Source organism: Agarivorans sp. QJM3NY_33 (assembly GCF_050870865.2).
Classification (GTDB): domain Bacteria; phylum Pseudomonadota; class Gammaproteobacteria; order Enterobacterales; family Celerinatantimonadaceae; genus Agarivorans.
The window spans coordinates 2,797,504-2,815,829 of the sequence record NZ_CP194039.2 but is presented as its reverse complement, the minus strand read 5'-3'; the positions used below and the strand labels follow the sequence as shown (position 1 = coordinate 2,815,829).

At 44.0% G+C, this 18,326-nt stretch carries 11 protein-coding genes and 1 tRNA gene; 9 read left to right on the top strand and 3 right to left on the bottom strand.

All coding sequences use genetic code 11. The features are described 5' to 3' along the window. The first annotated feature begins 1 nt into the window (after window position 1). The 3 genes from lolA to serS all read left to right on the top strand — a co-directional run bounded on the left by lolA (window position 2) and on the right by serS (window position 3,505). Window positions 2-607, top strand: coding sequence for an outer membrane lipoprotein chaperone LolA (lolA, locus tag ACRRSY_RS12660; RefSeq protein WP_432452863.1), 606 nt, complete (start codon window positions 2-4; stop codon window positions 605-607). Beyond that, complete coding sequence (locus tag ACRRSY_RS12655) at window positions 607-1,923, top strand: replication-associated recombination protein A (RefSeq protein ID WP_432463331.1); 1,317 nt, start codon at window positions 607-609, stop codon at window positions 1,921-1,923. The genes lolA and ACRRSY_RS12655 overlap by 1 nt, the downstream gene beginning before the upstream one ends. Before the next feature lie 292 nt (window positions 1,924-2,215). After that, complete coding sequence (gene serS / locus ACRRSY_RS12650) at window positions 2,216-3,505, top strand: serine--tRNA ligase (RefSeq protein WP_432452867.1); 1,290 nt, start codon at window positions 2,216-2,218, stop codon at window positions 3,503-3,505. A 39-nt stretch (window positions 3,506-3,544) separates the two neighbouring features. Here the strand turns inward: serS and ACRRSY_RS12645 are convergent, their stop codons facing one another. The 3 genes from ACRRSY_RS12645 to ACRRSY_RS12635 are packed head-to-tail and all read right to left on the bottom strand — an operon-like array spanning window position 3,545 to window position 6,710. Further along, complete coding sequence (locus ACRRSY_RS12645; RefSeq protein WP_432452868.1) at window positions 3,545-3,874, bottom strand: TusE/DsrC/DsvC family sulfur relay protein; 330 nt, start codon at window positions 3,872-3,874, stop codon at window positions 3,545-3,547. Between the two features lie 45 nt (window positions 3,875-3,919). Continuing rightward, a complete protein-coding gene (locus tag ACRRSY_RS12640; protein ID WP_432452869.1) occupies window positions 3,920-5,992 on the bottom strand; it encodes an FUSC family membrane protein in 2,073 nt (690 codons plus the stop codon). A gap of 52 nt (window positions 5,993-6,044) precedes the next feature. Next, entirely contained in the window at window positions 6,045-6,710 is a 666-nt protein-coding gene (locus ACRRSY_RS12635) for a Bax inhibitor-1/YccA family protein (RefSeq protein WP_432452870.1), read from the bottom strand. Between the two features lie 290 nt (window positions 6,711-7,000). Here ACRRSY_RS12635 and ACRRSY_RS12630 point away from each other — a divergent pair, with 290 nt between their 5' ends. The 6 genes from ACRRSY_RS12630 to uvrC all read left to right on the top strand — a co-directional run bounded on the left by ACRRSY_RS12630 (window position 7,001) and on the right by uvrC (window position 18,310). After that, the gene (locus ACRRSY_RS12630; RefSeq protein WP_432452871.1) at window positions 7,001-7,918 is read left to right on the top strand and encodes a manganese-dependent inorganic pyrophosphatase; all 918 of its coding nucleotides are present in this window, start codon (window positions 7,001-7,003) and stop codon (window positions 7,916-7,918) included. Between the two features lie 902 nt (window positions 7,919-8,820). Next, the gene (gene gltB, locus ACRRSY_RS12625) at window positions 8,821-13,470 is read left to right on the top strand and encodes a glutamate synthase large subunit (RefSeq protein WP_432463330.1); all 4,650 of its coding nucleotides are present in this window, start codon (window positions 8,821-8,823) and stop codon (window positions 13,468-13,470) included. Window positions 13,471-13,479: 9 nt separating this feature from the next. Then, complete coding sequence (locus ACRRSY_RS12620) at window positions 13,480-14,970, top strand: glutamate synthase subunit beta (protein WP_432463329.1); 1,491 nt, start codon at window positions 13,480-13,482, stop codon at window positions 14,968-14,970. Between the two features lie 157 nt (window positions 14,971-15,127). Next, window positions 15,128-15,218: transfer RNA gene (locus ACRRSY_RS12615), tRNA-Ser, on the top strand. A gap of 614 nt (window positions 15,219-15,832) precedes the next feature. Continuing rightward, window positions 15,833-16,477 (top strand): UvrY/SirA/GacA family response regulator transcription factor, encoded by a 645-nt coding sequence (uvrY, locus tag ACRRSY_RS12610; RefSeq protein ID WP_432452874.1) that lies wholly within the window; start codon window positions 15,833-15,835, stop codon window positions 16,475-16,477. A gap of 72 nt (window positions 16,478-16,549) precedes the next feature. Next, the gene (gene uvrC, locus ACRRSY_RS12605; RefSeq protein WP_439033357.1) at window positions 16,550-18,310 is read left to right on the top strand and encodes an excinuclease ABC subunit UvrC; all 1,761 of its coding nucleotides are present in this window, start codon (window positions 16,550-16,552) and stop codon (window positions 18,308-18,310) included. The last annotated feature ends 16 nt before the right edge of the window (window positions 18,311-18,326 follow it).

Below are 18,326 nucleotides of genomic sequence, written 5' to 3'. Positions count from 1 at the left end.
TATGAAAAAACTGGGTACAGTGATTGTGGCGTTGTGTTTATCCTCTGTTGCATTGGCGAATGATGCGGCAACCGAATTGAAGCAACATTTGTCGACGTTAAGTAGTTTCCAAGCCGAGTTTAAGCAAACGGTGCTGGATGCTGATGGTAGTCAAATTCATCAAGCCGAAGGCAAGCTTAGTTTAGCGCGTCCTGCCAAATTAAATTGGCAACAGGTTGCCCCAGAACAAGACATGATTGTTTCTGATGGTACGACCATTTGGTATTACAGTCCATTCGTTGAGCAAGTGACAATTATGAGTGCTGGTGAAGCGATCCGTCAGTCACCATTCATTTTGTTGGCCGATGACCGTAACGAGAGTTGGCAGCAATACCAAGTTGAAAAGGTTGATCAGGGTTACTTGGTAAAATCTAAACGCGATCCTCTACAAGCAGCATTTTGGGTGAAGCTCAATGCTGATAATAGTATTGCTCGCTTTGATCTTATTGAAAGTACTGGCCAGCGAAGTGAGTTTAGCCTGCAAGCCTTTAAGGCGAACCCTAAGTTGAGTGACCGTTTGTTTCACTTCGACATTCCCAGCAATACTATGATTGATGACCAACGTTAATGAGTTTTGAGTTAAACTTCGACGCCGATTTTAGACCTTTGGCGGCGCGGATGCGCCCTACTGAGCTGGCTCATTATGTGGGTCAAAAGCATATTTTGGCTAAAGAGCAGCCGCTGTATAAAGCGATAGCTTCAGGTCAGCTACACTCGATGATCTTGTGGGGGCCACCTGGCACAGGAAAAACCACTATCGCTGAGTTGGCCGCATATTATGCGGATGCAGAAGTTGAAAAAATCTCGGCTGTAACTGGCGGTATCAAAGAGGTGAGAGCGGCTATAGAGCGCGCGCAGCAAAATCAGCAAGTGAGCCGACGGACGATCTTATTTGTTGATGAAGTGCATCGCTTTAACAAAAGTCAACAAGATGCGTTTTTACCTTATGTAGAAAATGGGACGGTAATTTTTATTGGTGCGACTACCGAAAATCCTTCCTTTGAACTGAACAATGCCTTGTTGTCTCGGGCTAAAACCTACGTGCTACGGTCTTTAGATAGTTCGGCGATTTTGCAGCTACTGGAACGCGCGATTCGTGATGATGAAATTTTAAAACAGCAGAATTTGCAGTTTGAATCAGGGGTGTTAGAAGCGCTAGCAGAGTTAGTCAGTGGTGATGCTCGTCGAGCTTTAAACTTGCTGGAAATGATGGCTGAATTAGCGGAAGTTAGTAGTAGCGGTAAACAGCTTTGTTTTGATTTGTTAAAGCAGGTGGCTGGCGAACGTTATAGCCATATCGATAAGGGAGGAGACAAATATTACGATTTATTGTCTGCCTTGCATAAATCTATTCGGGGCTCATCTCCCGATGCAGCCTTATTTTGGTATTGTCGAATTTTAGAAGCCAGTGGGGATCCTTTAGCGGTGGCGAGACGCTGTTTGGCGATTGCCTCTGAAGACATTGGTAATGCGGATCCTAGGGCCATGCAAATCGCAGTGAGTGCTTGGGATTGTTATACTCGGGTTGGGGCCGCTGAAGGCGAGCGGGCGATTGCTCAAGCCGTTGTTTATTTGGCATGTGCCGCTAAAAGTAATGCCGTATACACGGCATTTAAAGCCGCAAGAGCGGCGGCGAAAGAGTACGGTGATACCGAGGTGCCTGTGCACCTGCGAAATGCTCCGACCCAGCTAATGGCTGAGTTAGGCTATGGTGCGGAATATCGTTATGCACATGATGAGCCCAATGCTTATGCCGCCGGACAACAATATTTACCTGACGCGCTTACGGGGATGCAATTTTACCACCCACAAAGTCGTGGGTTAGAGCAAAAGATTGCAGAGAAATTGGCTTATCTAAAACAGCTCGATCAGCAAGCAGAATAGGCTGAGAGTTTAGCGGTGATGATGTCGTTTAAACGGGGGCCTCAGGATCGCTGAATCGTGGCTTTCAGGCTTTAGTTTATTTGTCGTCTGGCTAGCAAGGCTGATTATTCCTAGTTCAGCTTATTTACGGCATTTTTTTGTTAAAACAAGTAGAAAGCCCGATTGTGTCTGCTATGAGTTGCTTTATAATGGCGACTTATAAATTTTATTGAAGCAGCGTAAATGTGGCTAACTAGCAATTGCAAGCCGCATCCACTGTTTTTTACTCATTGAATTGGAAGTAGGTTATTGAATGTTAGACGCTAATTTGTTGCGAAGCGATATAGAGAGCACTGCTCAGCGCTTAAAAACTCGAGGATTTGAACTAGATGTAGCTCGTTTGACGACTTTAGAGAGTCGCCGTAAAGAATTACAAGTTCTTACCCAAGAACTGCAAAATGAGCGTAACACTCGTTCCAAATCCATCGGGCAAGCGAAAGGGCGCGGCGAAGACATTGCCCCCTTGTTAGCCGAAGTTGGCCAATTAGGTGAAAAGCTCGATGCTGCTAAAGCCGAATTAAATGCGCTATTAGATGAAATTAAAGATTATTCTCTAGCGGTGCCTAATCTACCGCATCCGAGCGTACCGCTTGGTAAAGATGAGTTGGAAAATGTAGAGCTGCATACCTGGGGCGAGTTGCCGAGCTTTGACTTTGAGCTGAAAGATCATGTGGATGTTGGCTCCGATTTACAAGGTTTAGATTTTGCGAATGCGGTCAAAATTAGTGGCTCTCGTTTTATTGTCATGAAGGGTAAAATTGCTAAGCTGCATCGCGCTATTGCTCAATTGATGCTTGATACGCATACCGAAGAGCATGCATATCAAGAGATGTACGTACCTTACTTGGTTAATGCTGATTCACTCTACGGTACTGGTCAGTTGCCTAAGTTTGGTAAAGATCTGTTCCATACCCAGCCTGCAACAGAAGAAGGGATCGGCATGAGTCTGATCCCAACTGCCGAAGTGCCCTTAACTAATATGTTGCGCGATAGTATTGTGGAAGAAGCCGAGTTGCCGATCCGTATGACCGCTCATACGCCTTGTTTTAGAAGCGAAGCGGGTTCTTATGGGCGAGATACACGCGGTCTGATCCGCCAACACCAATTTGATAAAGTTGAAATGGTTCAATTGGTTCATCCCGAAAAATCTTACGCAGCCTTAGAAGAAATGCGTCAACATGCAGAAAATATTCTACAAAAACTGAACTTACCTTACCGTGTGGTGACTTTGTGTACTGGTGATATGGGCTTTGGTGCAGCGAAAACTTACGATTTAGAAGTGTGGGTTCCTGCGCAAAATACTTACCGTGAAATCTCATCGGTGTCTAACTGTGAAGATTTTCAAACTCGTCGAATGCAGGCTCGGTTCCGTCCTAATGGCGCTAAAAAGCCAGAGTTATTACATTCATTAAATGGTTCTGGTTTGGCGGTGGGTCGCACCCTAGTAGCAATTTTAGAAAATTATCAAAACGCAGATGGTAGCATTACTATTCCAGAAGCATTAGTTCCCTATATGGGCGGGCTAGAACGAATTAGTGTATAGTTTCATAGAATTATAAAAAAAGCGCCCGAGGCGCTTTTTTTATATGCATTTGACTGGTTTGGGTAAGCCCGCAATTTTTGTGGCCTGCTTGGCGGGCCCATCGGGAAATAATTTATATAAGTAGCGGCTATTGCCTTTGTCGGGGCCAAACTTTTTGGCCATTGCTTTGACTAAGGCACGCATTGCAGGGGAGGTATTAAACTCTAGGTAGAAATTTCTTACAAATATGACGACTTCCCAGTGGGCTTCACCCATCTCGATACCTTCTCGTTGGGCAATATGTGCTGCGAGCTCTTTTGACCATGCCTCTAAGTCGAGTAAGTAGCCATTCTTGTCAGTTTGATAACGCTGCCCATTAAACTCAATCATTGTGTCTTAATAAACCTTTTGAATCACTATAAGTTGCCGCTAAGTTTACCATCGACCATTTAATAATAATTGGCGAATTTGCTGTAAGTCTTTGCATATTAGTTGTAACTGGTAAGCAATTAGCAATTCGTCACCGACTAGTTTTGGCAATAATTTATTGATTTCGGTAAGTAGTCGCTCATGTTGTGGTTTTAAACTGGGTCGCTGGTCAGAAAATAATAGTAGGTAATCGTGCATTAGCTCCAACTCGCCATTTATTTGCTCGCCTAATTTAGCCAATTGATTCGCCGCATATCCAGATTGTAATTGGCTTCGATGGGTTGATAAGGCTGACAAGTGAGATAGTAAATTGTGGCTCATACCAACTAAGTGGTAGAGATCAGGAGAAAGTCGACGTTTGTCACTAGGCTCGGCTAGCATGTATTGCCAATGACGAACCAATTCGGCCTCGCTTTGATAAGCGTGGTAACGATTTAAGCGAAATTCGGTGCTTTCTGCCGGAGACGTACTGAAATATTGCTGGAAAATGGCACCTTGATAAGCTGCTATATTGGCAAATAGTTGACTCACAATTTTACGGCTGATCTTATGTTGCCAGTCAGGCCAGAAATAACGCATTGATGCTAAAGCCATTAACGCGCCAATCAAGGTGACAATGGTTCTAATGGTTAGAGCTTCATTGGCGGGATAACCTTGTAAATCCAGAGACATTGCAACAAAAATGGTGATAAAAGCCACTGAAATTGCATAGTTGAAATGAAAAAATAAAAAAAACATCAACACTAATATCGGCAGCAAACCGATACTCACTGAATCGGGAAGGTTTAAATAACTTAAACCTGCGGCGACAAATACTCCTGCGATGGTTCCGAATACCCGTTTCCCAACTCGCTTTTTAGTCTCATGGTAGTTGGGCTTAATGACTAATAGACAACTTAGCATCAACCAAAATGCGTGCTCGTCATTCATGATCAAGATTAAACCATAGGCAATCACCATGGTGCAGGCCATTCGCAAGGCGTGACGATTGACCTGTAGCTTTAGATCAAAAGCTTGTTGTAAATATTGTTTTATCGATAGGGTCTTAAAAGGAGAAAACCGATTTTCTGGTTCGGGAAAAGCTTGTTCGTTAAAGCACAATGCAGTGACTTTTTTTAAGTTTTTTAATAAATATTCAAAACGAGGAGGCAACAGGGGAAGTTGTGCTCGTTGTTCTTCTAAGGTATCGATGGCTTGATTGAGTTGTAATTCTACATCTTTGTCAAGTTGACTGGCACCAATGGCTCGTGCGATACGGACCATGATGGCTCGGGTGTCAGTTAACAATTGCCGAGGAAGAACGTTTTGTAGCCGCTCATAGTCGAGGTGAGATGAGTTGAGCCTTTCGTGGAGTAGCTGCGCTTTAAAAAATCGGTCCATCTGGCTAGAGCCCACCAGCTGCTTATTCCGTTGCTGATAAACGTAAAGGCCGTGACGAATCACCCCGAGTTGCTCTGCAATGTCTGCACTTTGGCGAGTTAAGCGGACCTGGATGTCGCTGATATTAGCCCCCCGTCGAAATAAACGAGTTTTGGTCAGTTGATAAAGACTAATTTGCCGAAATACTTGAGCCAGTTGCGCATCTAACCAGCGATTAGGGGCGACAGCATTAGCAACTAAGGAGAGTAGCGCATAACAGAGCGCACCTAATACCAACCACAGAGGTTGCATCCATGGGTTGCTGTAAGTGCTATATCCCAGCATGGTATAAATACCAATTATCAACGAACACATGGCAATGGAGCCATACTTTTGTCCTAAAACAGGCATTCGCATAAACAAGTAGGTGGAACTGAATAAGCCAATAGCAAACAGCCAAGGCCAGGGGTAAAGCAAGGTCACGGAAATGCAGGCGAGGGTAAAGCACCCCATCATTAGCAGGGTACTTTGTAGGCGCTGCTGGTAAAAGTCGGGACTATCAGCTAATCCTGCGGCAACGACCCCAAGGGTTAGGGATATTGCCAGTTCCAAGTCAAACACTAGACTTAGGCTTAGCATTAAGATCGCAAGACTCGCGGCCTTTAATGCCACAGCCCAATTTAAGCTGGAGGGATCGATTTTATATTTAACTAAAGCCATAAATGAAAACGCCCCGTATAAAACAGGGCGTGGGTATCCTTACCTAGTCGACTTAGTCGTCGTTTAAAAAGCCTAAAATGTGGAGTAGTGATATAAAGATATTAAACACATCTAAGTACAAACGAATGGTTGCGCTGATGTAATTTGTTTCGCGACCGCTGATAATATCGCTGGTGTCATACAAAATATAACCAGAGAATAGCAACACACACGCACCGCTGATAGTGAGACTTAGCATTGGTACATGCAAAAATATGTTCAGTAGGCTAGCAACCACAAGAACGATCAAACCGGCGAATAAGAAGCCGCCCATGAATGAAAAATCTTTCTTGGTGGTCAGCACATAACCGGATAAGCCAAAGAAGACCAAACCGGTCATTCCCAAGGCTTGCATCACAATCGCAGTACCTTGCGGAAACTGTAGGTAATGGGTCAGTAGCGGACCTAATGAGCCCCCCATAAGGGTGGTGAATACAAAAGTCCACACAAGTCCCATCGAAGAGTTGATGCTACGGGGGAGGACAAACCACACAATTCCCATCGCACCAAGCATCATTACCATTGATGCCATAGAGCCGATACCGGCAATGACCGCAAAAAATGCTGCAAGAGCACTGGTAAACAAGGTCATCGATAGTAAGGCGTAGGTATTACGCAAAACCTTATTGGTTTCCAGTGTCGATGCAGCGCTATAGTTTATCGTGCTGGGCTGATTCATTATTTCACTCCGTATTATGACTGAGTTAATGGTAAGTTTTGATAGAATGAATTTCTAGTATAACGATATTTTTGCTAAAGAGAATCAAATCTAAGATCTAAAACCGTACCGCTGGTTGATTAGAATGTCACAAAAACATATAGATAGCTGCTTGTTGTTGATTCTTGAGAGCGTTTTGCGACTAGATAATACGAAGGCACAGTTGCACTCCATGGCGCATAGCCCTATGATCACCGCTAACAGGGCGCTTTGCCTTAATCCTTAATCGTTCAAAGTGAGACGGATAACCAATGTTAGTTTTAGGACACACTAATCCAGACTGTGACAGTATTGCTGGCGCAATATCTTTAGCAGAGTTATTAACGAAGCAAGGCACACCAGCAACTGCTATAGCTCAAGGCGCACCGAACCCTGAAGCGCAATTTTTACTTGATAAAATTGGCTTTGACGCGCCTGAGATCCGCAGCGAAATTGCTGGTGAAGAAGTCTGGTTAATTGATTACTCTGATTGGGGGCAAGCTCCTAAAGATGCTAAAAAAGCGTCTATTCGCGGTATTGTTGATCACCATAAACTGGGTGATATTACGACGGCGGAACCACTAGAATGTTGGATCCGTCCCGTGGGTTGTAGCTGTACGATTGTTTATAGCATGTACCAAGCAGCTAATATTACGCCAAGTAAAGAAGCCGCAACTTTAATGTTAGGTGCTATTTTAAGTGATACCGTTAAGTTTAACTCCCCTACTTACACCCCTGTAGACCGTCAAGCCGCCGAGGCTTTGGCTGAACTTGCTGGGGTTAGCGATATCAATGCTTTTGCTGACGAACAGTTTGCAGCTAAATCAGACGTGGCTTCTGTAGCCGCTGAAGAATTGGTGTTACGCGATCAGAAGGTTTACGAAATTAATGGTAAACAGTTTGCTATCGCTCAGTTGGAACTTACGTCGGTAAAACCAGTGCTTGCGCGTTTAGATGAGTTGGAAACAGCTCTCGTTGCGCTAAAGCAAGCCAATGGTTATCACACCGCTTTAGTGTTGCTAACAGATATTACAACTTTGAATTCAACGGGTTTAATTTGTAGTGATGAAGCAGAGCTTGTTGCCAGTACTCTAGGTGGCAAACTTGAGGGGAGTGTGATTGATTTACCTGGCGTGGTAAGCCGTAAGAAGCAGGTCATGCCGCCTCTACAGCGCCAATTTGACGTCTAGTCTGCATATCTTGTACTTTTAAAAGCCAGCGCAGAGTCGCTGGTTTTTTTATGTTTAAAATATGGGAGAGTCGATAGAGAAAGCTTGAAAGGCTTCTTTCTATTATACGGGCAAGTATTTTTAACACTCTTTAGATGAATATACCCGCAGACTTTTATCATTCTTGGATGCGTTTAAATAAGTCGTGTCCGCCGCGATGATTTACTTTTTAATGGTGAACTGTATTGACAGACTCCAATTTGTATGATGAATTGATGGGCAGGCAAAAAAACTAATACCAATCTGATTAATTACATGACCAGCTTATTGAGCAAATAAATCTGCTGATAACGAACCATGAAGCGCAGTAATTCGTGGCTCTAATCACAAGATACATAACGCTGTTGTGGTGATTTAGGCTAGCAAGAATGAACAGATCATGACTTAGATTGATATAAGGTGAGTCCTTTGGTTTGTATTTAGTACAAAATCTATCACGAAAGGGCTTTCTGCCAGATCATAGTCTGCGCTGTTGGCAAATTACGTTATTTTATTACCTTTGTGATTTATTTGACCTTTGTTAACTATTGATAGTGAATTTTTCTGCACAAAATGTGAAAAAAAACTCGTTTTTTTAGTTTGTTATGGACTATTTTGAAAAAAAAATGCGTTTTATTTCAAATCAAGTCTGAAATTCGCTTTATATCTGTGGTAGCATTTCCTTTACTTTCGTGACGAATGGATTAACTCCTGCGTTATTGAATGCTGTTGTTTTGGAGGTTTAAAGGATAATCATCTAACAAAGGCGATTGTTCACACATCATCGATAGATGGCGTGGCTCCTCTTTAAATGAAAATACTATTGAAGTGAGCAGTCTCACGGTCTGAATAACTTCAATATAGCAGTAAATAGGAATTACTGGATGACAAACATAACTCAACACAATAAGAGCCTTTATCGGCCTGAATTCGAACACGATAGCTGTGGTATCGGATTTGTTGCCCATTTAAAAGGGCGAAAAAGTCATGATGTGATCGAAAACGCATTGACTATGCTAACTTGCATGGAGCATCGTGGCGGCACTGGGTGTGACGTCGATAGTGGAGACGGCGCTGGTATTCTCATTCAGCTTCCTCACGAGTTTTTCAAAGAAGAAGCAACTCAACTGGGTTTCGCTTTACCGAATCCCGGTGAGTATGGCGTGGGCATGGTTTACTTTCCTGCTGATGAAGCCATTCGTCGTGAATGTCGAGAAATTTTAAATCGAAATATTAATAAACTTGGTCTAAGTCTACTAGGCTACCGTGTGGTGCCTAAGGACAATTCTAGTTTGGGTCAAGCATCACTTGACAATGAACCTAAAATTGAACAAGTTTTTGTGGCTCGTCCTGCGAATATTGACCAACAAGTATTCGAACGTAAACTGTTTGTGTTACGTAAATACTCGCTACACTTGGCTGACGCCACAGTTACTGGTGTCGATGAAAGCTTTTATATGGCCTCGATGTCATCGCGAACCATCGTTTATAAAGGTCAGTTAACCACGGCGCAAGTACGCAAGTACTATTTGGATTTACAGGATCCGCGTGTGGTATCGGCCATTGCCATGTTCCATTCTCGTTTCTCAACCAATACTTTCCCCGCGTGGCGTTTAGCGCAACCGTTCCGTTACATCGCTCATAATGGTGAAATTAACACGGTGAAGGGCAACGTGAACTGGATGCGAGCACGTGAATCTTTGCTTGCAAGTGTTAATTTTAGCAAAGAAGAGCTGGATATGATTCATCCAGTGTGTGATATCACGCGTTCAGATTCAGCTAACTTAGACATGTGTGTTGAGTTGCTGGTATTGAGTGGTCGTCCGCTTGAGCAAGTGATGATGATGGTGGTTCCGGAAGCTTGGCAAACTCAAGAAAACATGGACCCAGTGAAACGTGCATTTTACGAGTATTACTCTTGTATCATGGAACCTTGGGACGGCCCAGCTTCTATTTCTTTTACCAATGGTAAAGTGATTGGTGCAACACTGGATCGAAACGGTTTGCGTCCATCACGTTATTTAGTGACCGACGATGGCCTAGTTGTTATGGGCTCAGAAACCGGTGCTTTAGTGGTTGATCAGTCTAAAGTGGTCCAAAAAGGCCGTTTACAGCCCGGTAAAATTTTCATTGCTGATTTAGAGCAAGGTCGCATCATCGCCGATGATGAAGTAAAACACACGGTTTGCTCGAAGCAACCCTATGGAAAATGGGTTGAAGAAAATAAAATTGTTATCGACGACCTGCCTCTTCCTGATGGATATAACGATCGTTTTGCCACTTTGCATAGTTTAGCCAAGCGTCAAAAAGCATTTGGTTATAGTCAAGAAGACGTTAATGCGGTTTTGAAGCCAATGGTCGGTACCACTAAAGAGCCGCTTGGCGCGATGGGAACGGATACACCATTGGCGGTGTTATCGGATAAAAACCCACATTTATCCCATTATTTCAAACAGTTGTTTGCTCAGGTCACCAATCCGCCTATCGATCCTATTCGTGAAGAGATGGTGATGTCGTTACGTACCTATGTGGGTGCGGATTTAAATTTATTGGAAGAGACACCGTTACACTGCCGTAAAGTTGAAATTAAGCAACCGGTGTTAACCAATGATCAATTGGCCAAGTTACGAAGTATTGACCATAACCACTTCCAAGCGGCGACGATTCACACCACTTTCCATGCCTCTGGCGAAGAGGGTGAACTAGAAAAGGCGTTAGAGCGGATTTGTCGACATGCAAAAGATGCCGTGGATGATGGTTTCTCGATATTAATTTTGAGTGACCGTAAAGTTGATAGCGACCACGCGGCTGTACCTTCAGTACTCGCGACAGCGGCGGTTCACCATTACTTAATTCGAGAAGGTATTCGCGCTCATGCCGATTTAGTCGTTGAATCGGGCGATATTCGTGAAACTCATCATTTTGCCACGGTATTAGGTTATGGTGCGGCAGCGGTTAACCCATATTTGGCGATAGAAACCTTGCTCGATATGCGAGACCAGGCAATCATCGATAGTAGTTTATCTAATGACGCGGTGATCTCGCGTTATACCTATGCAATTAATAGTGGTTTGTTGAAGATCTTCTCTAAAATGGGAATATCTACGTTGCAATCCTATCAAGGTGCACAAATCTTTGAAGCGCTCGGTATTAACTCTGAGGTTGTGAGCAAGTATTTCACTGGTACCGTGACCCGTATTGAAGGCATGGATTTAGATTCGATTGCTACGGAAGCCTTAAATCGACATCGCGAAGGTTTTCCGACGGATGATAATCCATTTAGGGACTTGATCTTAAGCACTGGCGGCGATTATGCCTGGCGAAAAGATGGCGAGCGTCATTTATTTAATCCAACCACGATCCGTTTATTGCAAAATGCATCTTCGACCAATAACTATCAAGTATTTAAAGAATATGCGGCAGAAGTTGATCATCAGGCGAAAGAAGCATTCACCTTGCGTGGCTTACTTAAATTTAAGTCCGATCGCCCTAGTGTTCCATTACATGAAGTGGATTCAGCTGAAACGATCCTAAAACGTTTCGCTACTGGTGCGATGAGTTTTGGTTCAATTTCTTGGGAAGCGCATACCACCTTAGCCATTGCCATGAATCGCATTGGTGGCAAGAGTAATTCTGGTGAGGGCGGTGAAGATCCGATTCGTTTCGAACCGATGGAGAATGGCGACTCAATGATCTCTAAGATCAAACAGGTTGCATCGGGTCGTTTTGGGGTAACTAGTCATTATTTGGCGAATGCCGAAGAATTACAGATCAAGATGGCGCAGGGCGCTAAGCCTGGTGAAGGTGGTCAACTTCCTGGTGATAAGGTGGATGCATGGATTGGTAAAACCCGTGGTTCAACGCCAGGTGTGGGTCTCATTTCACCCCCACCACACCACGATATTTATTCAATCGAAGATTTAGCTCAGCTTATTTACGATTTGAAAAATGCTAACCGTGATGCTCGGATTAACGTTAAGTTAGTGTCTGAAGCGGGTGTTGGTACGATTGCTTCGGGTGTGTGTAAAGGCTACGCCGATGTGGTATTGATCGCTGGCTACGATGGTGGTACGGGTGCATCTCCTCTGAGCTCTATTAAACATGCTGGGTTACCATGGGAATTAGGTTTAGCTGAAACGCATCAAACCTTGATTCAGAATAAATTACGCAGTCGTATTACGGTACAGGCCGATGGTCAACTAAAAACACCTCGTGATTTGGCGGTCGCCACTTTGCTAGGTGCCGAAGAGTGGGGGGTGGCTACCGCAGCACTTGTTGTTGAAGGCTGTACGATGATGCGTAAGTGTCATTTAAATACTTGCCCAGTTGGGATTGCCACTCAAGATCGCCGTTTACGTGAACGTTATGCTGGTCAAGTTGATCATGTGGTCAACTTCTTCAAGATGATGGCGGAAGGTTTACGAGAAATTATGGCTGAACTTGGTTTTCGCAGCATCAATGAGATGGTTGGGCAAAGCCAATGTTTGACTCAGCGTGATGACATTGATCACTGGAAGTACAAAGCGGTTGACCTATCGCCAATCTTGTATAAAGCAGAAGTGGATGGTGACGAGACACTTTATCGTAGCCAAGAGCAGAAGCATTTGATTCACGATATTGTTGATCGTGAGTTAATTAAACAAGCCAGCGAAGCCTTAGAAAGTGGTAAAGCGGTAGCGCTTAGTTCTCCAATTATTAATACCAACCGAAGTGTGGGTACGATGTTGTCGAACGAAATCTCGAAACGTTATGGCTCAGAAGGGCTACCGGAAGATACTATTAAGGTTAAATTTAACGGTAGCGCAGGCCAAAGTTTTGGGACCTTTGCAGCGAAAGGTATTAAGTTTGAGTTAGAAGGCGATGCTAACGATTACTTCGGCAAAGGTTTATCCGGCGCGAAGCTAATTGTTTATCCTGATCGCAAAGCTCCATTTGAAGCACGTAACAACATTATTGTTGGTAACGTGGCCTTCTTTGGCGGTACCTCAGGCGAAGCCTATATTCATGGGATTGCAGGAGAGCGTTTTTGTGTCCGTAACTCTGGGGTCACTGCCATTGTCGAAGGTGTTGGTGATCATGGTTGTGAATATATGACTGGCGGTAAGGCGATTATTCTTGGCGAAACTGGTCGTAACTTTGCAGCAGGGATGTCTGGTGGGGTCGCCTATGTGCTCGACCGTAGTCAGCAGTTTGCTTCGCGTTGTAACATGGAAATGGTCCGACTTGGTGGCATTGAAGATGCCGCAGAAGCTGCCGAGCTGAAAGATTTGCTTGAAAAACATCTCGCTTATACGGGCTCAGACGTTGCCAAAGAATTGCTAGCCGATTGGGAAAAGGCTCTGGCTATGTTTGTTCGCGTCATGCCAACGGACTATGAACGGATGCAAGACTACATGAAGCAGGCGAAAGCCACGGGTGACTATGAAACCGATTATGATGTCGCGGTTGCAGCATTCGATATGCACTTAGACAGTGTTGCCCAAGCAAAAAAAGCCAAGGCTGAACAAGCCAAACAAAAAGCTGAAGCGGTTTAGGAGAGAGACATGGCAAATCCAACAGGATTTATGGAAATAGATAGGAAGCTATCGGCAGACCGCGATCCAGCAGAACGTTTGATAGATTGGTTAGAAGTGAAATCGCCCATGAGCGAACAAGCTGTCAAAGACCAAGCTTCTCGTTGTATGGATTGTGGGATCCCGTTTTGTCATTCTGGTGACTCAGCTTACGCTCCGCGCGTGGCTGGTTGTCCGATTAATAACTTGATCCCCGAGTGGAATGATTTGGTTTATCGTGGTCGTTGGAAGGATGCTATCGACCGTTTACACAAAACCAATAACTTTCCTGAGTTTACAGGGCGAGTGTGTCCGGCACCTTGTGAAGACTCCTGTGTGCTTGGGATTAATGCGCCACCAGTAACCATTAAAAGTCAGGAAGTAAATATTATTGAGCGCGCATTTAAGGAAGGTTGGGTTAAACCAAATATTCCCAAGTGCCGCAGTGGTAAAACAGTGGCTGTAATCGGCTCAGGACCCGCTGGTTTAGCGGCAGCAGCTCAGCTTAATTCTGCTGGTCATCAGGTCACGGTATTTGAACGAGCCGATCGTATTGGTGGATTGCTGATGTATGGCATTCCAAATATGAAGCTGCAAAAAGAAATTGTCGAGCGCCGTATCGATATCATGCGAGAAGAAGGGATTACTTTTAAAACTTCGGTTGAAGTTGGCAAAGATATTTCAATTAACCGCCTAGATGAAGACTTCGACGCGCTACTCATTGCTACCGGCGCAACAGTACCTCGGGATCTGCCTGTCCCTGGTCGTGAGTTAAATGGGGTTCATTTCGCGATGGAGTTCTTAGCGAAAAATACCAAGAGTTTATTAGACAGCCAACTCCAAGATGGTCAATTCATCAGCGCTAAAGATAAGCATGTGGTGGTAATTGGTGGGGGTGATACAGGGACTGACTGTGTCGGTACCTCATTACGTCATGGTTGTAAGAGTGTGATTCAATTAGAAATTATGCCTCAACCACCGTTGGAACGTGGGCAAGATAATCCATGGCCAGAGTTTAAGCGTACCTTGAAACGTGACTATGGTCAGGATGAAGCGATTGCCATCCAAGGTGAAGATCCTCGTCGCTACTTGGTTATGACGCAAAAAATGGTCGGCAATGAACAGGGCGATGTCAGCGCTATTCATACCACCAAGATTAATTGGGTTAAAAATCCAAATGGGCAAATGATCCCAGAGCCAATTACGGGCAGTGAAGAAGTGCTTAAGGCTGACTTAGTATTACTGGCGATGGGCTTTATGGGTCCAGAAGCAGGGATTATTGATAGCTTAGGCGTAGAGAAAGACGAACGTTCCAACGCAAAAGCCGTTTATGGCCAATACGCGACCAATGTAAGCGGTGTATTTGCTGCGGGTGATGCGCGTCGTGGCCAGAGCCTCATTGTATGGGCGATTAATGAAGGTCGTGGTGCAGCGAAAGCAATTGATACCTTCTTAATGGGTAAGAGTTACTTACCTTCGTAAGCGACGGCATTCAAGGCCATCAAATAACCCAGCTTCGGCTGGGTTATTTGTGACCAACGATGACTTGGTTTCGCGACAAAGCAGTTGATTTTCAAAAAAACCATAAAAGACAGTTTACAAGCGCAAATTTGCTAGGTAATATGCGCCCCGTTGCTGCGGAGGGGTGGCAGAGTGGTCGAATGCACCGGTCTTGAAAACCGGCAAGGGTTAATAGCCCTTCGAGAGTTCAAATCTCTCCTCCTCCGCCATTTTGAAAAACCATGCATTTGCATGGTTTTTTTGTTTATAGCGCCATCCGATTTTAGCTCTCCCATTAAACTGCACTCGAATAAATTTCTTTCCAGCCTTTCAAAATAATATCAATCGGATTCATTATATGATCAACTTATTGCGCCGAATAAATCTGCCGATAACCTGACTTGATGTGCAGTAACTAGTGGCTCTAATGACAAAACACACCACGCAGTTAGCGGTGATTTAAGCCCGCAAGAATGAACAGATAATGAGTTAGATTGGTATCAGTCCTTGAGTTATGCCTGCTTCAACTATCGGTTTGTAGAACACCGCTAAAACTGCAGTTGTCATTAGAGTGCTTCGTTATAGGTGTTCACCAGTCTTAACAGTACCTTATGTATGATAAGTGACCGAGTTGGCTAAGGTTATTTTGTTGCTGATTTATTGTACGACAACTTCGTTTCAATCAACTAAAAAGTGAATAAGCAAAGATCTACGCATAACTTATAAAGTTTAACGCTTTAAATTCTCATCTTGATGGGATATAACGTCTGCTGCGTAGGTAAATTGAAGCCTGCCAACCCGCCCAATTAGTTGATTGATGTTTTAGTTACAGCGGAGAGAACGCTTGATAAACGTATTTCTGGTTGACGATCATGAGCTAGTGCGTACAGGGATCCGTCGCATTTTAGAAGACGTTAGAGGATTTAAAGTCGTTGGTGAAGTCGAGAGCGGTGAGAAAGCCGTTCAATGGTGTCGAAATAACCAAGCCAATGTTATCCTAATGGATATGAACATGCCTGGTATTGGGGGCCTAGAAGCTACGCGTAAAATACTACGCTATGATCCAGATGCCAAAATTATTGTATTAACTATACATAGCGAAAACCCATTCCCAACCAAAGTGATGCAGGCAGGGGCATGTGGTTATTTAACCAAGAGTGCCGCGCCGGACGAAATGCTAAAAGCAATTCGAGCGGTTAATTCTGGCCAACGTTACTTGTCTCCAGAAATTGCGCAACAAATGGCCTTAAGTCAGTTTAGTCCTGCGGAAGACAATCCTTTTCAACATTTATCAGAGCGTGAATTACAAATCATGTTGATGATAACCAAAGGTGAAAAAGTTACCGATATTTCTGAGCAGCTTAATCTTAGCCCTAAAACTGTGAATTCTTACCGTTACCGTTTATTTAGTAAACTCGATATTAACGGCGACGTGGAGTTAACTCATTTAGCTATTCGTCACGGTATGATTGATACTGACAAGTTGTAAGTTGTTTTGACTGACTCTATTTTTGATAGTAAAACCTTTTTAAGTCAAGTTTCTGAGTCTAGCGGCATATACATGATGTATAACGCCGCAGACGAGGTGATTTATGTTGGTAAAGCGAAGTCTTTAAAAAAACGTTTAACCAGTTATTTTCGAAAAACGGTCGATAGCAAGAAAACCCGCGCCTTAGTCACTAACATTGCCCGAATTGAAGTTACGGTCACTCATACCGAGACCGAAGCTTTGATTTTGGAGCACAATTTAATTAAGAAATATCTGCCTAAATATAATGTATTATTGCGAGATGATAAGTCTTACCCTTATATTTTAATTAGTCAGCATAAACATCCACGGATCTCGATGCATCGCGGTGCTAAACGGGCCAAAGGACACTATTTTGGACCTTACCCTAACGGCAGCGCAGTGCGTGAAAGTTTGCACTTGATGCAGAAATTATTTCCGATCCGCCAGTGCAGTGATAGTGAATACGCCAATCGTCAGCGCCCCTGTCTGCAATACCAGTTAAAACGCTGTTCTGCACCTTGCGTCAACTTAGTGAGCGAGCAAGACTATTGCCAGCAGGTCGAGCTGGCTAGCCTCTTCTTAAAAGGTAAAAGCCAGCAGGTGATTAATCAGTTGGCAGATAAGATGTCACAGGCGAGTGAACAACTTCAGTTTGAAGCCGCTGCGACTTTTCGCGATCAAATTCAAGCCTTACGTAAAGTGCAGGAACAACAATTTGTGAGCGGTAATACAGCCCAAAGTGATGTGCTGGGTTTCGCGTTTAGAAATGGCATTGCGGTGGTGCATCTACTGTTGATCCGTGACGGTCAAGTGTTAGGTAGTCGTTCGTATTATCCAAAGGTCCCCAAACAAACTGAACTCCCCGAGGTATTGCGTAGTTTTGTTATTCAGTACTATCTCTCTGAGCAGCGAAAGGGCAACCAGCCGAATGAAGTGTTGTTACCTGATGTCGAAGGAGACTGGCCAGAGATTGAAAATGCGATAGAAATCGAATTGGGTGTGAAAGTTAAACTGAGTATCCCAAAACGTGGCGAAAAGTTTAGATTTGTTGCTTTAGCAAATACTAATGCTGAAAATGCATTATTAACCAAGCTCAATCAGGAAGCGACTATTCATCATCGGGTGACTGAGCTTGAGAGTTTGCTTAAACGAGATATGCCAATTAAACGGATGGAATGTTTCGATATTAGTCATACGCAAGGCGAACGTACGGTAGCTTCTTGTGTGGTGTTTGATCGCCAAGGACCGAATAAATCTGAATATCGACGATTTAATATTGAAGGTATTACTGGGGGGGATGACTACGCTGCAATGGCACAAGCACTGAAACGTCGTTATCAAAAAGCCCAATTAGCTGAAAAAATGCCCGACATTTTGTTTATCGATGGCGGAAAAGGTCAGTTATCGGCGGCTTTTGCTAGTATTGAGCCGTTGAACTTGGTACCGATGCCTTTGTTGGTGGGGGTCGCGAAGGGGACGACTCGTAAACCCGGTTTGGAAACATTGCTTATCGGTAAGGCAATGACCGAGTTACATTTACCCAGTGATTCAGCTGCGCTGCACTTAATTCAACATATTCGAGATGAAAGTCATCGCTTTGCCATTACAGGACACCGTAACCGTCGCGACAAGGCTCGCAAGACCAGTATCTTAGAAGAGATCCCCGGGATCGGTGCGAAACGTCGTCAAGCCTTGTTGACTCATTTAGGTGGAATGCAGCAAATGAAGAGTGCAAGTGTTGATGAATTGAAAAAAGTACCGGGAATTAGCCCTGCATTGGCGCAAAAAATCCATGATACGTTGCATCACTAAGCAAGATTAGGCAACA

What these genes read in the sequence shown, in the direction of transcription:
- lolA (WP_432452863.1), top strand. Translation starts at nt 2, where the DNA reads ATGAAAAAACTGGGTACAGTGATTGTGGCGTTGTGTTTATCCTCTGTT.
- ACRRSY_RS12655 (WP_432463331.1), top strand. Translation starts at nt 607, where the DNA reads ATGAGTTTTGAGTTAAACTTCGACGCCGATTTTAGACCTTTGGCGGCG.
- serS (WP_432452867.1), top strand. Translation starts at nt 2,216, where the DNA reads ATGTTAGACGCTAATTTGTTGCGAAGCGATATAGAGAGCACTGCTCAG.
- ACRRSY_RS12645 (WP_432452868.1), bottom strand. Translation starts at nt 3,874, where the DNA reads ATGATTGAGTTTAATGGGCAGCGTTATCAAACTGACAAGAATGGCTAC.
- ACRRSY_RS12640 (WP_432452869.1), bottom strand. Translation starts at nt 5,992, where the DNA reads ATGGCTTTAGTTAAATATAAAATCGATCCCTCCAGCTTAAATTGGGCT.
- ACRRSY_RS12635 (WP_432452870.1), bottom strand. Translation starts at nt 6,710, where the DNA reads ATGAATCAGCCCAGCACGATAAACTATAGCGCTGCATCGACACTGGAA.
- ACRRSY_RS12630 (WP_432452871.1), top strand. Translation starts at nt 7,001, where the DNA reads ATGTTAGTTTTAGGACACACTAATCCAGACTGTGACAGTATTGCTGGC.
- gltB (WP_432463330.1), top strand. Translation starts at nt 8,821, where the DNA reads ATGACAAACATAACTCAACACAATAAGAGCCTTTATCGGCCTGAATTC.
- ACRRSY_RS12620 (WP_432463329.1), top strand. Translation starts at nt 13,480, where the DNA reads ATGGCAAATCCAACAGGATTTATGGAAATAGATAGGAAGCTATCGGCA.
- uvrC (WP_439033357.1), top strand. Translation starts at nt 16,550, where the DNA reads ATGATGTATAACGCCGCAGACGAGGTGATTTATGTTGGTAAAGCGAAG.